12 protein-coding genes are annotated in these 16012 nt (G+C 36.6%); all 12 read left to right on the plus strand.

From position 1 onward, the window contains the following. The 12 genes from ACSSV9_RS03415 to ACSSV9_RS03470 all read left to right on the plus strand — a co-directional run bounded on the left by ACSSV9_RS03415 (position 1) and on the right by ACSSV9_RS03470 (position 15999). Positions 1-3453, plus strand: a complete 3453-nt coding sequence (locus ACSSV9_RS03415) for a DUF8818 domain-containing protein (RefSeq protein WP_437345825.1) — start codon at positions 1-3, stop codon at positions 3451-3453. A gap of 9 nt (positions 3454-3462) precedes the next feature. Then, positions 3463-3930 (plus strand): NUDIX hydrolase, encoded by a 468-nt coding sequence (locus ACSSV9_RS03420; RefSeq protein WP_437345826.1) that lies wholly within the window; start codon positions 3463-3465, stop codon positions 3928-3930. 36 nt (positions 3931-3966) lie between these two features. Continuing rightward, positions 3967-4872, plus strand: a complete 906-nt coding sequence (locus ACSSV9_RS03425) for a PfkB family carbohydrate kinase (protein WP_437345827.1) — start codon at positions 3967-3969, stop codon at positions 4870-4872. 10 nt (positions 4873-4882) lie between these two features. Next, the gene (gene mtnA, locus ACSSV9_RS03430) at positions 4883-5884 is read left to right on the plus strand and encodes an S-methyl-5-thioribose-1-phosphate isomerase (RefSeq protein ID WP_437346144.1); all 1002 of its coding nucleotides are present in this window, start codon (positions 4883-4885) and stop codon (positions 5882-5884) included. Beyond that, entirely contained in the window at positions 5877-6614 is a 738-nt protein-coding gene (recO, locus tag ACSSV9_RS03435; RefSeq protein WP_437345828.1) for a DNA repair protein RecO, read from the plus strand. The genes mtnA and recO overlap by 8 nt, the downstream gene beginning before the upstream one ends. A 15-nt stretch (positions 6615-6629) precedes the next feature. After that, the gene (locus ACSSV9_RS03440; protein ID WP_437345829.1) at positions 6630-8132 is read left to right on the plus strand and encodes a Do family serine endopeptidase; all 1503 of its coding nucleotides are present in this window, start codon (positions 6630-6632) and stop codon (positions 8130-8132) included. Between the two features lie 78 nt (positions 8133-8210). Then, positions 8211-9422, plus strand: a complete 1212-nt coding sequence (gene aroC / locus ACSSV9_RS03445; protein ID WP_437345830.1) for a chorismate synthase — start codon at positions 8211-8213, stop codon at positions 9420-9422. Then, a complete protein-coding gene (locus tag ACSSV9_RS03450) occupies positions 9419-10060 on the plus strand; it encodes an MBL fold metallo-hydrolase (RefSeq protein WP_437345831.1) in 642 nt (213 codons plus the stop codon). The genes aroC and ACSSV9_RS03450 overlap by 4 nt, the downstream gene beginning before the upstream one ends. A 63-nt stretch (positions 10061-10123) precedes the next feature. Beyond that, positions 10124-10861, plus strand: a complete 738-nt coding sequence (locus ACSSV9_RS03455; RefSeq protein WP_437345832.1) for an ABC transporter permease — start codon at positions 10124-10126, stop codon at positions 10859-10861. Between the two features lies 1 nt (position 10862). Continuing rightward, positions 10863-11612 carry an ABC transporter ATP-binding protein gene (locus ACSSV9_RS03460; protein ID WP_437345833.1) on the plus strand — a complete coding sequence of 250 codons (750 nt, stop codon included), beginning with the start codon at positions 10863-10865 and terminating at the stop codon, positions 11610-11612. A gap of 4 nt (positions 11613-11616) precedes the next feature. Then, complete coding sequence (locus ACSSV9_RS03465) at positions 11617-13152, plus strand: acyl-CoA carboxylase subunit beta (protein ID WP_437345834.1); 1536 nt, start codon at positions 11617-11619, stop codon at positions 13150-13152. Positions 13153-13260: 108 nt separating this feature from the next. Continuing rightward, entirely contained in the window at positions 13261-15999 is a 2739-nt protein-coding gene (locus tag ACSSV9_RS03470) for a LysM peptidoglycan-binding domain-containing protein (RefSeq protein WP_437345835.1), read from the plus strand. Positions 16000-16012 lie beyond the last annotated feature (13 nt).

The following is a 16012-nucleotide window of genomic DNA, read 5'->3' on the forward strand; positions in this document are numbered from 1 at the left end:
ATGAAATTAAAATTGTCGAAAAAACTAAGCATACTGTTTCCCTTGATTTTAAGTGGATGGAATCTCTACGCTCAAACTGTAACTAAATCAGATACTTTCTTTGTTAGCTTACAAAATAATTACCAGATCTCATCACTCAATATTATTCCTTTTTCTGAAATTATTTATATAAATAATTCCCCCATCGAAAAAAAACAATATACAGTTTTTTACCAGAAGGGCATCTTTAAGTTAAACGACATAACTCGGTTTAATATCGGAGATACATTAATTATCCGTTATTCTTCCATCGATGTTTCGTTGAAAAAAGAGTATCGTCGACAGATTCCTTTATTCAGATATGACGAAAGCACGAAGGATACGTTCGTTACCGTTGAGCCATTATCCAAGATTGTTTCTGCAGAATCGATATTTGGACGTGATATTAACAAAAGCGGCTCGATTATAAGAGGATTTACTATCGGTACTAACAGAGACTTCACACTGAACAGTGGCTTGAGATTGCAGTTAAACGGTCAATTGTCAGATGATTTAGAATTGATTGCCGCCCTGACCGATGAAAATACTCCTATTCAACCCGAAGGGAACACACAAACTCTTGATGAAATCGACAAAGTATTTATTGAACTGAAACATCACAACTTTACTGGTACTTTTGGTGACATCGATTTCATCGATAACGCTTCGCAATTTTCCAGAGTAACTAAAAAATTACAGGGCTTTAAAACTGATATTCGTTCAAATGACGGCAAAACTTATGGCAGCCTGGTTATTGCAGGCGCTCGTGGCAAATTCAACTCAATCGATTTCTTTGGATTTGACGGTAATCAAGGACCGTATCGCCTAACAGGAGAGAATTACGAAAGAAACATTATCGTTATTGCAGGCAGCGAGAAAGTCTATCTCGATGGTATTGAATTGACTCGAGGTGAAAACTACGATTATGTTGTCGACTATTCGAATGCAACTATTACATTTACCCCAAAAAGAATTATTACCTCAGCCAGCAGAATTCATGTTGACTTCGAATATACTGACCTGAATTATTCACGAAATTTTATGGGAATGAATTTAAATTCAAAAATGATTGACGATCATCTTAATATTGGAATTTCTTATTACAGAGAAGCCGACAACCAGGACAGTCCTGTGGAACTCTCTCTTTCCGAAGACGACATTAACATTTTAAGAAATGCAGGGGATTCCAGGATTAAAGCCTTTAAAAGCGGTGTTCGAATTGCAGAAGCCGATTCAACGGGAAATATAAAAGGTCTCTATTCAAAAAGGGATACTGTTATTAATGGAAATCATTATGAATATTATTTCTATGCGCCAGGCAGTAATGAGGCAATTTACAATGTTAGTTTTAGTTATGTTGGCGAGTCGAAGGGAGATTATGTAAAAAAGGGTCTTGGTAATTATCGTTTTGTCGGACCTAAAAATGGCAATTATATGCCAGTTATATTTTTACCCTTGCCCGAGTTAAAACAAATTGCCGTTATATCTGCATCTTCAGATCTTGGAGATGGAATAAATCTTAAACTCGAATTCTCCGGTAGTAGTTACGACAAAAACAGATTTTCATCTCTTGATGATAATAACAACTACGGTTATGCCCGACTGCTGCAATTGGATATTAAACCGCGTAATGCAGAGTTGTTCAACATTCAGCTGGGAAATATCGGATTGAATCTTAAGGAAAGATTTATCGACACTCGTTATTCCACACTCGACAGAATTAACGATGTGGAATTCAACAGATATTATAATGTTGACGCAGATCTGGAAGGGAGTCAGTTGCTCAGAGAAGCCGAAATTTTATATAAACCAGCTGAAAAAATCACTTTGAATTCGAGTTATGGTTTTTTGAAGCAGGGTACGAATTTTAGATCGAACCGTTTTTTCAGCAGAGCATTAGTTACGGACGAAAAATCATACAATGTTGACTATCGCGTGGACTATGTCTCATCACAAAACGGCACTCTGAATTCGAATTGGAATCGTCAGAATGGAAATGCATTTTATAAAATTTTTGTTTTTCGTCCGGGTATTGATCTTCTATATGAAAAAAAAGAAGATGAGGTTTCAGATAGTCTCGTCAGCAGCAGTTTTGAATACAGGGAAGCAGCACCTTACATCGAATTTTTTTCCGGCGGATTAAATATCAAAGTCGCATATTCTCTCCGAGAAGAATTTGCCGCAAGGAATAATCGATTGCTAAAACAATCCGAAGCTGATATAAAACATTTGACCATTGACTTTAATGGATCGAATTCTCTGAATTCATCATTAAATATCAGCCTGCGCAACAAAAAATTTACGGAAGAGTTTTTATCGGAAGGCTTTGCCGACAACGAGACATTTTTATTGCTCTCAAAAAGTAGATTTAATTTTTTCAACAGAGCGTTAAGTGGCGATGTCTATTATCAGGTATCAACTGAACAGTCGGCTAAATACGAAAAAGTTTTTGTTAAAGTAAATACAGGTTACGGAAATTATATTTATTTAGGAGATTTGAATAGCAATGGCATAGCCGATGAAGGCGAGTTTGAATTGACTTCTTATAATGGAGAATTCATTTTAGTTACTGTCCCTACAGAAGAACAATTTCCCGTGGTTGATTTGAAGTCGAACGTACGATTCAGAATTGACTTTTCTAAATTCAAAGAGGGAAGTTTTGGGCAATATTTAAAGTCCGTCTCGACTGAAACAATCTGGCGTGTCGAAGAAAACAGCAGGGATAAAAATTCTGCCAATATTTATCTCTTTAAATTGTCGAAGTTTTTAAATGATTCGACAACCATTAACGGAACTCAATTTTTTCAACAGGATCTAGACTTATTTAAAAACCGTTCTGATTTTTCTATCAGATTTCGTTTCTTACAACGCAAGAATTTAAATCAGTACAGTAATGGAATTGAAAAGGGATATTATAAAGACCGCTCAGTACGTTTGAGATTCAAAATGTTAAGTGAGTTAAATAATCAAACGGAGTATTTAAATCAGACGGACATCTATATTGCGCCGCCAATAACAAAACGATCGCGTAATGTTACTAGAAACGAAATTTCTACTACATTTTCGTATAGACCCACGAGAAAAATCGAAGTGGGTTTTAAGATTACAACAGGAAGAAGTTCGGATAAATATCCAGAAATTCCAACAATTATTAATGACAATTCTCAAGTACTTCAATTTAACTATTCTTTTTTGAACCTTGGAAGACTCAGAATTGAACTGGAGAGAGTTGAAATTAATGCAAATACAAACAAAAACAATATTCCTTTTGAAATATTAAAGGGAAATGTTGTCGGAAAGAATTATTTTTGTAGAGCTTATTTTGATTATAAAATTACCGATTACATACAGACATCGATCAATTACGAAGCCCGGATTTATGGTAAAAGACAAATTATTCATTCAATGCGAGCCGAAGCCCGAGCATATTTTTGAGATATTTTAATGAAACAATTATCAAATATGGTTGAGGTGCATCTTTTCAGAGAAAACGGCGAAGGAATCGAATTCTTACTTTTAAAAAGATCACCCGAAGAAAAATATCCTTTGCTATGGCAAATGGTCTCAGGAAAAATTAAAGAAGGCGAGAAAGCATTTGAAACGGCTTTGAGAGAAATTCAGGAAGAAACGGGATTAACACCGTTACGATTATGGACTGTACCGAATATCAATTCATTTTATTCCGATGAAGAAGATAGAATAATTTTTATCCCTGTTTTTGCTGCCTTACTTCGTGCAGATGCTAAAATAAAATTATCTAAAGAGCATAATGAATACAAATGGACAGATGCCAGAGGTGCATGTGAAATGCTTGCCTGGGAAGGGCAGTGCAAATCAGTAATGATTATTGAAGACTATTTTTTGAATCGAAGAAATTTTTTTGATCTACTTGAAATTAATTTTCATAAATGATCCATAAATTTATACAAACAAAAAAAGGTGAATGCTGTGAGTTTACTCGTCGTTGGTTCAATTGGTCTCGATGATATCGAAACTCCCTTTGACAGTGTTAAAAATGCATTGGGCGGTTCGACTACTTACATTGCACTGGCTGCAAGCTACTTTACTGCTCCTGTAAGTATTGTTGGTGTTGTCGGTGACGATTTTGAAAAAAAGCATATTCAGATGCTCGAAAATCATAATATTGACCTTGAAGGATTGCAGATAATTGAAGGAGCAAAAACTTTCAGATACGGCTGCAGATATCATTACGATTTAAACGTCAGGGATTCTCTTTTTACTCATCTGAACGTCTTCGAGCACTTTGACCCGATAATACCCGAATCTAAAAAGAAAAGTAGTTTTGTTATTCTGGGAAACATTTCGCCTGTACTGCAGCTAAAAGTACTTGACCAATTGACCAATCCGAAGTTTGTAGTATGCGACACTATGAATTTCTGGATCGAAGGTGCAAAAGATGATTTACTGAAAGTTCTTAAAAGAGTTGACATCTTGATTATTAACGAGTCAGAAGCTCGACTTTTGACTCAACAGCCAAATCTAATCAAAGCGGCTAATATAATTGCAGCGATGGGACCAAAATATTTAATAATTAAAAAAGGGGAACACGGCGCTCTGCTTTTTGGAAACAATTCGATCTTTTCTGCTCCTGCATACCCGATGGAAGATATCAACGACCCAACGGGCGCTGGCGATGCCTTCGCGGGAGGCTTTACTGGATATCTCCACAAAAACCGCGACCTGAACTTCGATAATTTAAAACGTGCAGTCATTTACGGAAGCGTGATGGCATCCTTTTGCGTCGAAAAATTCAGTACTAAAGGACTGGAAGATTTGAGCTATTTAGAAATCCAGAATCGTTTCCTTGAATTCAAAGAACTCTCGAGTTTTTGAAATGAAAAAAATCGAAGCCGTAAAGTTTTCGGAAGATAAAATTATTTTAATCGACCAGACAAAACTTCCATTGAAAGAAGAATTTATTGTGACAGATGATTACGAGAGAATTGCACTTGCAATCGAAAGACTTGAGGTGAGAGGGGCTCCGGCTATCGGTGTTACTGCTGCATATGCTCTCGCCCTTTCGATTAAAAATAAAACTAAAAACTTAACGGAAGAATTCTTTAAAGCATACGAAAGGTTAAAAGCTACTCGTCCAACAGCTGTCAATCTCTTTTTCGGTTTAGAGTCAATTAGAAATGTGTTTGAGAATTATAAGAATGATCAGCAGGTTTATACGAAATTAATTGAAGCGGCAAAAAGAATTCATCAAGACGATATTGAAATGTGCGAGAAAATTGCACTTAATGGCATGACAGTTTTCAATAAAAAGCTTAAAGTGCTTACGCATTGTAATACAGGAGCATTGGCTACAGGTGGGAGTGGTACTGCATTGAATGTTATTCGTCATGCATATTTAAACGGATTGATTGAACATGTCTACGTCGATGAAACGCGTCCGCTTCTACAGGGTTCAAGACTTACAGCATGGGAACTGGATCAATTAGGAATTCCCTTTTCAATAAATACCGATTCAACTGCAGCAGTTTTAATGAAAGAAAAAAGAGTCGACCTGGTTATTACAGGGGCGGATAGAATTGCGGTAAATGGTGATACTGCAAATAAAATCGGCACCTATAACCTTGCTGTATTAGCCAGGCATCATAATGTTCCTTTTTATATTGCGGCGCCATCTTCAACAATCGATAGAAATTGTCCAACCGGAAATGAAATTAAAATCGAATTGCGCAGTAAAGACGAATTGGTAAAAATTGGCGATTGCCGTTTTACTTCCGATGCGTACGATGCTTATTGCCCCGCATTCGACGTTACACCTGCAGAATTGATTGCCGGAATAATAACCGAAGAGGGCGTTTTTAGAAAACCTTATAGATTCGAGAATGTCTGAAATTATAAAGACGGACGCCGTCGTACTAAACAAACTCAATTACGGGGATACGAGTAAAATTGCCCATCTTTTTACCCGCGACTATGGAAAAATGTCGGCCATTGTTAAAGGTGCACGCTCACCAAAATCTAAAATCGGTATGATTGTAGACACTTTAAACATCATACAGGTGATTATCTACAAAAAAGAAACGAGGGAAATACAATTAATCAGCAACGCCGATTTGTTGAAGCATTTTTCCATTATCAAAGAAGATATTGAAAGGATGAAGTATGCTACTGCTGTGGTTGAATTGCTTCTGCAGTTAACCATTGAGCTCGATCCACATCCGAGACTGTTTGATGGCACAGTCAGGATTTTAGAGTTAATCAATAATCCTGATAAAAATCCCAAATACTACTTTACAAAATATCTTCTCTTCTTTATCAAAGAAATTGGTTATCAATTTCCTACAACTCATTGTTCTGTTTGCGGTAAAGAATTGAAAACCAATATGCTGGTAAATTATAATTATGATTCAGGGATAATGTGTGAGGAATGCAGCAAGGACAGAATGAGTCATTTCCGTTTTACAAAGGAACTTTTCAATTTACTACAGTGTCTAAGCACAAAAAATTTTAATATTGAATACAGTGACAATGATCTAAGTACATTAATTATGTTGCTTGAAAAATTTTTAAAATATCACATAGATGAATTCAAAGGACTCAGATCGTTAAAAGTATTATAACAGGAGGAAATAAAAATGAATAGAAAAAATCTGCTGGGTACTATTTCTCTAATATTGATCGGAATTGTCTTCGGAGCTGTACTGGTTTCCGGGTTTGGTTGGGTTCGCCCAAGTTATGCCGACATCCAGATTGGCGCCGAAAAAGCTCCAATTGAAAATTTAGACCCGCAAGCCGCCGCCTTCAATAATGCATTCATAACTGCCGCCGAGAAAGTAACTCCTTCAATTGTACAGATTACTGTGGTTACGACGGTTAAAAATAATTTACCTGAAGAATTTCATTTCTTTTTCCCCTTCAAGGATGATATTCCACGCGAACAGCAGGGAGGGGGCAGTGGGATTATTATATCAGAAGATGGATATATTCTTACCAATAATCACGTTGTGGAAGATGCCAAGCAGGTAACTGTAACACTTCACGACAAAAGAGAATTTGATGCAGAAATCGTTGGTACCGATCCGCTCACAGATCTGGCAGTTGTTAAAATTGATGCAAAAAATTTGCCTGTCGCTTATTTAGGCGATTCAGACAATATAAAAGTTGGTCAATGGGTTATGGCAATCGGAAATCCGCTTTCACTTGCATCAACTGTAACAGCTGGAATTATCAGTGCAAAAAGTAGAAACATCAATATCATCCGTGATCAATATGCAATCGAAAATTTTATTCAGACAGATGCAGCAATAAATCCCGGCAATAGCGGTGGTGCACTGGTCGACTTAAACGGTGCCGTCATCGGTGTGAACTCTGCAATTGCTACCGATGGCATTACTCAAAGATATATCGGCTATGGATTTGCAATACCAATTAATCTGGCTAAAAGCGTTGCAAGAGATTTGATCGCCAATGGAAAAGTAAGCCGTGGTTATATCGGCGTACAAATATCCGAACTCGACGCTCAAACTGCTAAAGCAATTGGACTCGAAGAGCCGAAAGGCGTGCTTGTTCAAGATATTGTGAAAGGTGGAGCAGCTGAAAAAGCCGATATTAAACAAGGCGACGTTATTTTGAAAATCGACGATAAAGAAGTAAGCGCACCTAATGAATTACAATCGTATGTAGCTTCAAAACGAGCCGGCGACGAAGTTAAATTAACTCTCTATCGAGACGGCAAAAAAATTGAAAAGTATGTTAAATTGAAAGCACGAGACGACGACAACTCGTCGGACAATGTTAAAACTTCGAACAAAGGAAAATCAAAAGGAAAAATAGATAAGAAGGAAATTAAATTCGATAATGTGGGAATGACTGTTAGGAATATGACCGAAGATGAACTGAAAGAATATAAAGTCGATTACGGTGTCCTGGTTACGGAAGTAAAAAACTTCAGTAAAGCCTATAACCAGCGTATAATTAGAGGAGTTGTCATAACAGAAGCAGATAAGAAACCAATTAAGACTGTGGGTGATCTTGAAGAAATATTTGCTGACAACAAGGGCAAAGCAGTTCTACTAAAATTGGTCGATGAACAGGGCAATTCGCGCCTGGTAGGACTTGAAATTCCTGATGAAGAGTAATCAAATTTAATCTAAAAAAGCGTCCATTATTAGGACGCTTTTTTTATATTTACGCATCACAAAAATAGGGCTGATTAAATGATTAATTTTGTCACTGCTGGCGAATCCCACGGAAAAGCTCTTGTAACTATTGTAAGCGGATTCCCATCGAATATTGAAATTTCATCTGAATACATAAACGAACAATTGAAAAGACGGCAGGCAGGTTATGGACGCGGCCTCAGAATGAAAATCGAAACAGATAGGGCAGAAATTTTATCTGGCATTCGTCACGGCAAAACTCTCGGTTCTCCTATATCGATGGTTATCTGGAATAAAGACTGGGAAAACTGGACTGATAAAATGAATCCCGAACCGGTTGAGAAGCCGATTGAAAAGATTTCGATACCTCGACCGGGTCATGCCGATTTAGTTGGTGTAACAAAATATAATTTTAACGATATACGCAATTCAATTGAACGTTCGAGTGCGCGTGAAACCGCTGCACGTGTGGCTGCATGTACAATTGCAAGAAAATTTTTGAGCGATTTCGGTATCCACATTGGCAGCTTCGTTGAGAGTATTGGCGGTATTTATCCCGAAGAGAATTTTATCGAAAAGTTTTTTGGCAATAAAATAAGTCCAAATTACTCCGCGGAAAAATTAAATAAAATTTCGGATAAAAGTCCCGTGCGAGTACTCGATAAAGAACACGAGGAAAAAATAATTCGACGGATAAAACTTGCAAAAAAGAATGGAGATACACTTGGTGGTACTTTTTACGTTGTTATAACTGGCGTACCCGTTGGCATCGGGAGTTTTGTACATTACGATACTCGTCTCGAAGCCGACCTGGCTCATTCGATAATGTCGATACAGGCGGTTAAGGGAGTTGAAATTGGCAAAGGATTTAAGATGGCTGATGAATACGGTTCGGCAGTTCACGATGAAATTATTCTGAAAAAAGGAAAAATCAGTCGCAAAACAAATAATGCTGGCGGAATTGAAGGAGGTATATCAACTGGTCTACCGATTATTATTAGAGTAGCAATGAAACCAATTGCCACTCTTATGTCGCCAATTGGTTCTGTAGATTTATCGAAGATGAAGAATATCAAAGCACGAAGAGAAAGAAGCGACTTTGTTGCAGTTCCCGCTTGTGCAGTTATTGCAGAGTCGATGGCCGCCTGGAGTGTTGCTAAATTGTTCCTCGAAAAATTCGGTGGAGATTCAATCGAAGAAACCAGAGAAAATTTTTTGAATTATACGAGCAAAATTGAAAAGAGACTTAAAGAAAACTTCAGTAGATGATATCAATTAGAAAATTTGTATTTAATTCATTTGCGGAAAATACATATTTAATCTGGGACAGTCTTACTCTCGATGCCGCTATCATCGACCCTGGTTGTTCCAGCCAGAAAGAGAAGGATCTTTTAACTGATTTTATCGAATTGAATGGTATTAAACTCCGTTTCCTGCTTAATACCCATTGCCATATCGACCATATTCTGGGTAACAGGTTTATATACGAAAAATTTCATACAGAATTTTATGCACCTGAAAAAGATTTATTCCTTCTCGACTTGATGAAAGAAGTTGCCGTCAATTATGGGATAGAATACGAAGAATCTCCTTTGCCCGATTTTTATATTGAGGAAAAATTTAATTTGAAATTGGGTGATTCTCAATTGAAATTTATTTTCACCCCAGGCCATACACCCGGAGAATTCTCGTTTTATTTGCCCGACGAAAAAATTTGTTTTACAGGCGACGTACTATTTCAAGAAAGTATTGGTAGAACAGATTTATGGGGCGGCAATTACGATCAGCTTATCGAATCGATTAAAAGCAGGTTGCTTACACTGCCCGACGATGTAATTATTTATCCAGGACATGGCGACTCTTCCACGATTGGAAAGGAAAAAGAAATTAATCCTTTCTTAATCTGATTATATTGTTGCATTATCGATTTCCTATCGATAAATTAAGTACATAAAACCAACAGGATTAAAATGAAAAAAAATTATTATGGAGTTAAGTTTATTATTACGCTCCTGTTTGTTTATTTAGTACTATTCGAATTTATCTTACCTGTAAACAAGGTATTACCTCAACCTTCACAGATATTAGAATCCCTTGCAGAATCGTGGTATGTTTATAATATATTTCAAAGCATTGCTTCCACAACTTCTGTAATTTATGTCTCGATGTTTATTGCTTATTTGTTGATACTCGGGATCTTAAAAGTTGTGCCAGCTCTTTTTGCATCAATCGAGTTATCGACTGTTAAGCCGATAAAATATGTACCTTTTGTTTTTCCAGTACTCTTATTTTTGTTCTGGTTTGGTGCTTCTTTCTGGGGCGAGTTCCTCTTTGCATTCGTTCTTATATCAGCGTTTCTTAAATTATCAGCGGCAAATGGATTAAAAAATATTAAAAAAGAATATCTGGATGTAGCAGTTAATCTCGGCTTATCCAGGCATGAAGCGGCTAAGAAAATTGCTCATAAGATTTTAGGGAAGCATTTATATCACGAATTGTCGGAAAAACATTATTTGCTCTGGATGGCAATTCTTTTTTATGAATTTGCCGAAAAAGGGAATGGACTGGGCGGTATCTACTATAGAGCACTTTATTACAATGATTTTGTATTTCTTTTCGTCGTTACAATTATCACCACAATCTTGATCTGGGTGGGCGAAAAAATTCTCGTTTTAATTGAAGAAAAATATTTTAATTGGGAAGAATAAGATGATTGAACTTATAAACCTTGGCAAAATTTATATCGATGAACAGGGCTTCAGAAAAGTATTATTTAAAGGACTTAATTGTGAATTAATAGCTGACAAAATCAGTACAATACTCGCACCAATTGGAGCGGGAAAATCGACACTGTTGAAAATTTTATGTAGACTGGAAGAACCCACCGAAGGGGAAATCCGATATAATATTCCAGCACCTTTAATTTATCTTCCCGCTAACCCCTCTTCTTATCCATGGTTGAATGTTAAAGATAATATTCTTTTCGAACTAAAAAATTACGATGAATCAAACTTCCAGAATGCCATAAAATTTGCTGGTCTTGAAGGATACGAAAATCATTACCCGGATAATAATAGTTTTGGCTTCAGGTTTCGTATTAGTCTTGCAAGAGCTCTAATGAGAAATCCGCGCTTCCTTTTAATCGATGAACCTTTCTTAAAGATGGATTACCGTACAAGGTCCGAACTCTATTTCTTAATCAGAAGATTAAAGAATGAATTGAAGATAGGGATGTTAATTACCACTTCCAATATTAGCGAAGCCATTTATTTATCTGATACTATTTTTTTGATGAAAAAAAGTCCGGGCGAAATTATCAAAAAAATCGAAGTTAACATACAAAAACAGGAAAGTCTGGATACTTTTAAAGCTGATGAATTTTTAGAATTAACGAAAGCAATTATAAACGAATTTAAAAAACTCGACTCGGAAAATCAGCTTGCCAATTTACTGGTATAAAATAATGGAAGATAAATTTAAGAAATTAGAGAAATTACGTTCCGAAGCACTCAAAGGGGGTGGCAAAGAGAAGGTAGAACAGCAACATAAAAAAGGAAAATTAACTGCACGGGAAAGGATTGAACTTCTTGTAGACAGCGGCACATTTCAGGAGGTAGACTCTCTCGTTACTCACAGGAGTCAGGATTTCGGATTAGACAAACAAAAATTCTACGGCGACGGAGTAATTACGGGTTTTGCTAAAATTGACGGTAGACCTGTGGCTCTTTTCAGTCAGGATTTTACGGTATTCGGTGGGTCATTATCTGAAGCTCATGCTGAAAAAATTTGCAAGATTATGGATATGGCTTTGAAAACAGGTATTCCGATAATTGGACTGAATGATTCAGGTGGTGCCAGAATCCAGGAAGGAGTTGTTAGTTTGGGCGGTTATGCTGAAATTTTTTTGAGAAATACGTTAGCTTCGGGCGTAGTGCCCCAGATTTCAGCCATATTAGGACCATGCGCAGGTGGTGCCGTCTATTCACCTGCTATAACGGATTTTACTTTTATGGTTCGCAATACAAGCTACATGTTTGTAACTGGACCTAATGTGGTAAAGACAGTTACACATGAAGATGTATCGTTCGAAGAACTCGGAGGCGCCGACACGCACGCTTCCAAGAGTGGAGTGGCTCACTTTGTATTTAACAGCGAAGTGGAAGTGCTTGAGGGAATTCGAAAATTATTCTCTTATCTACCTTTAAACTGGATGGATTCGCCACCAGAAAAACACTTTGTTTCGGATAATCTGATTATTCCAGAACTTGATAAGATTGTACCGGATAATCCCAATAAACCATATGATATGAAAGATGTGATCAATTTATTGACCGAAGACTTTTATGAAGTTCATAGTCAATACGCAGAAAATATAATAGTTGGATTCGGTAGAGTTGGGGGAATGTCGGTGGGTATTGTTGCAAACCAACCTAAAGTTCTGGCGGGTGTGCTGGATATAAATGCATCTGTAAAAGGAGCTCGATTTGTTCGATTTTGTGATGCCTTTTCGATTCCGCTTGTTGTGTTTGTCGATGTTCCTGGATTTTTGCCTGGCACAGAGCAAGAATGGAACGGAATTATAAGACACGGTGCTAAATTACTTTTCGCATTCAGCGAAGCTACTGTTCCCAAAATAACTGTTATAACTCGCAAGGCTTATGGCGGCGCTTATGATGTGATGAATTCAAAACATATCAGAGGCGATTTCAATTTTGCCTGGCCAACTGCAGAAATTGCTGTTATGGGTCCAAAAGGAGCGGTTGAAATTATCTTTAAGAAAGAAATAAATAATGCCGCTTCACCAGAACAAAAATTGAAAGAATTAATAGAGGAATACACAGAAAAATTTGCCAATCCTTATATTGCTGCCGAAAGAGGTTATATTGACGAAGTAATCTTTCCAAGAGAAACCAAAAAAAAATTAATCGATTCGCTTGTTCTTCTCAAAACTAAAGTCGATAACAACCCGAAAAAGAAGCATTCTAATATTCCTTTATAATTCTAAGTCGTTTGATTACAATGTATAATTAATTTTTTATTATAATTTCCTTGACAAAATTGATATAACAGACTAAATTGCAATAAAAAATAAGAGATGGAGTTTAGTGTGGAATATAAAACTATAATTTTACTTGTCCTGGGTATTTTTTTAATTAATTCGTGTGGAACACTAAACTATTTATCTCAAAAAAATAAAACAGCCCCTCCCGATACTACCAAAGTCCTGACAGTCGGTTCGATTACAAGTGACATGCTCGAAAATGCCAGGCAGGATTATCTGACCGCATTATATAAACAAAAATTAGGCTTTAAAACCGAAGCAATCAATTATTACGAGTCAGCGCTGTCGATCATTAATAAATTAAGCTATTATCCTAATATCGAAGAAAATGGTGCCTATATCGAACTGGAAAATGCCATAGTTGAGGATTACAGAAGTTATATTGAAAGTCTGGATGAACTTCCTGAGGATGTTTCCATAAGTGCACTCGATGAATGGATGAACAAGAGTATTCCTGATTTGTCTGTGAGTGAAGACACTCTGGAAGTAACTGAAGATAGTACAGTTAAAGTAGTAGTAGGAGAATTTCCGCTTGAAATAAATCGGTACGTAGAGAAATATATAGAATATTTTACGGGTAAAGGTAGAACATATATGCAAAGGTGGCTTTCCCGTTCGGGAAGGTATTTCCCAATGATGGCAAAGGTTTTTGCAGAAGAACAGGTTCCGCAGCAATTAATATTCTTGAGTATGGCTGAAAGTGGTTTGAATCCAACTGCCCGTTCATGGGCTCGTGCTGTCGGTATCTGGCAATTTATGAAAGGTACTGCTCGTTTGTATGACCTTAAAATCAATTATCATATTGATGAAAGGCGCGATCCTGAAAAAGCTACAAGAGCAGCTGCCAGGCATCTACGAGACCTTTATTATTCGCTGGGCGATTGGTATCTGGCAATAGCTGCATATAACAGCGGAGAAGGCAGAGTTAGAAGAGCAATGAGATTATCGGGCTCGAATAATTTCTGGGAAATGAGTCGATATCTTCCAAGAGAAACAAGAAATTATGTACCTCAATATATCGCAGTTACCCTGATTGCGAGTCAACCGGACAAATTTGGCTTTAATAATATCCAGTATGAAAAGCCGATTGAATATAAAATTTATCGAATTAAAGAGGCGATTGATCTCAATATACTGGCGAAGTGTGCAGGTGTAAGCGTTGAGTTTTTAAGAGAACTAAATCCGGAATTAATTCAAAATATGACTCCTCCCAAATTTGAAGGAGGATATCCGCTTAAAGTACCAGCTCAAACATACGATGCATTTGTAGCCAACCTCGAAAGTATTCCTCACGATGCCAAAATTCAGTATACATTTCACACGGTTAGTTCCGGCGAAACTCTCTGGATGATAGCATCAAAATATAATGTGAGTATATCACAACTTGCCTCTTACAATAACATATCACCACGACGTAAATTGACCGTCGGCACTAAGCTCAAAATACCGGTATCGAGTTTAAATGTTGATGACATTCCAATAAATACGGATATCTTGCCTGCAATTGATGATTTAGTTGCTTCTGCAGACGAAAATCCTACTTATAAACTTGAACTAACCAATCCAGATATGGATTATAAATTCAGCGAGATTTATGATTCACTTTACAGCGCTGATTCACTTGAATATATAGTTCCCGAAGGAAAAGTTGCAATTAAATATACTGTAAAAAGTAACGATAACCTGGTTGATATTGCCGAACTTTTCGACGTACGCGTATCAGATTTGCGAAACTGGAATAATATCCCTTATACTCGAAGGGTTAAAGTTGGTCAACAGTTAAAAATTTACGTACCGGAAGAACAAATTGGATATTATTCAAAAATTGATTCGCTATCGACAAATGAAAAGAATCAACTGTTACTGGCAAATTCCGGTAACACAATGATTGAGCATCGCGTACGCCGCGGTGAAACTTTATCAACAATTGCTGCTCGTTACGGGGTGCGCGTTTCGCAATTGAAAGAGTGGAACAACCTGCACAGTAACAGAATTTATAGAGGCAAAAAGTTGATTGTATATCCCGGTTACACACAAATTGCATCCTCCCAAAATTTTGACAATAAAAAAGCAAGCAAATACAGAGTACGACGCGGTGATACTTTAAGTGAAATTGCAAAAAAGTTCGGAGTTTCTGTTGCTCAACTTAAGCGGTGGAATAATCTAAAGTCCAATAGAATTAAATATGGACAAATTCTTACACTCAAAGGAACCGACAATATTTATTCGTATGGCGACAATACTGTAAAGAGAAATTCCAATCTTGTAGAATATACAGTTAAAAAAGGCGATACAATAGGCGAAATAGCAAATAAGTTCGGCGTTAGAGTGTCAAATATCAAAGAATGGAATAATTTGAAAAGCAATGTTATTCGTGTCGGAGAGAGTTTAAAAATATATCAGAAAAATGAAGATTATGCAGATGCTAATGACAACAGTAGCAGCGGTTATTACCTGGTAAAAAGTGGCGACAGTCTTAACGAAATTGCAAAGAAATATAATGTTACAGTCGATAATCTAAAAAATTGGAATCAACTCAGTTCGAATAAAATTTATGCTGGACAAAAACTTTATGTTAAGCAAAGACTGGAAAATAATACCGAGAATAAATATATTGCCAAGCGAAATAGTAAATCTAATGTTACTATTCATAAAGTAAGACAGGGTGAATCGCTCTGGACAATTGCAAAAATTTATCGAGTATTTGTGGCAGATATTATTAACTGGAATAACCTGAAGTCTGATAAAATAAAAGTAGGTCAAAAACTTAAAATAATTAATTAGTTCTTTTAACATC

The organism is Melioribacter sulfuriphilus (assembly GCF_051488685.1).
Classification (GTDB): Bacteria; Bacteroidota; Ignavibacteria; order Ignavibacteriales; family Melioribacteraceae; genus Melioribacter.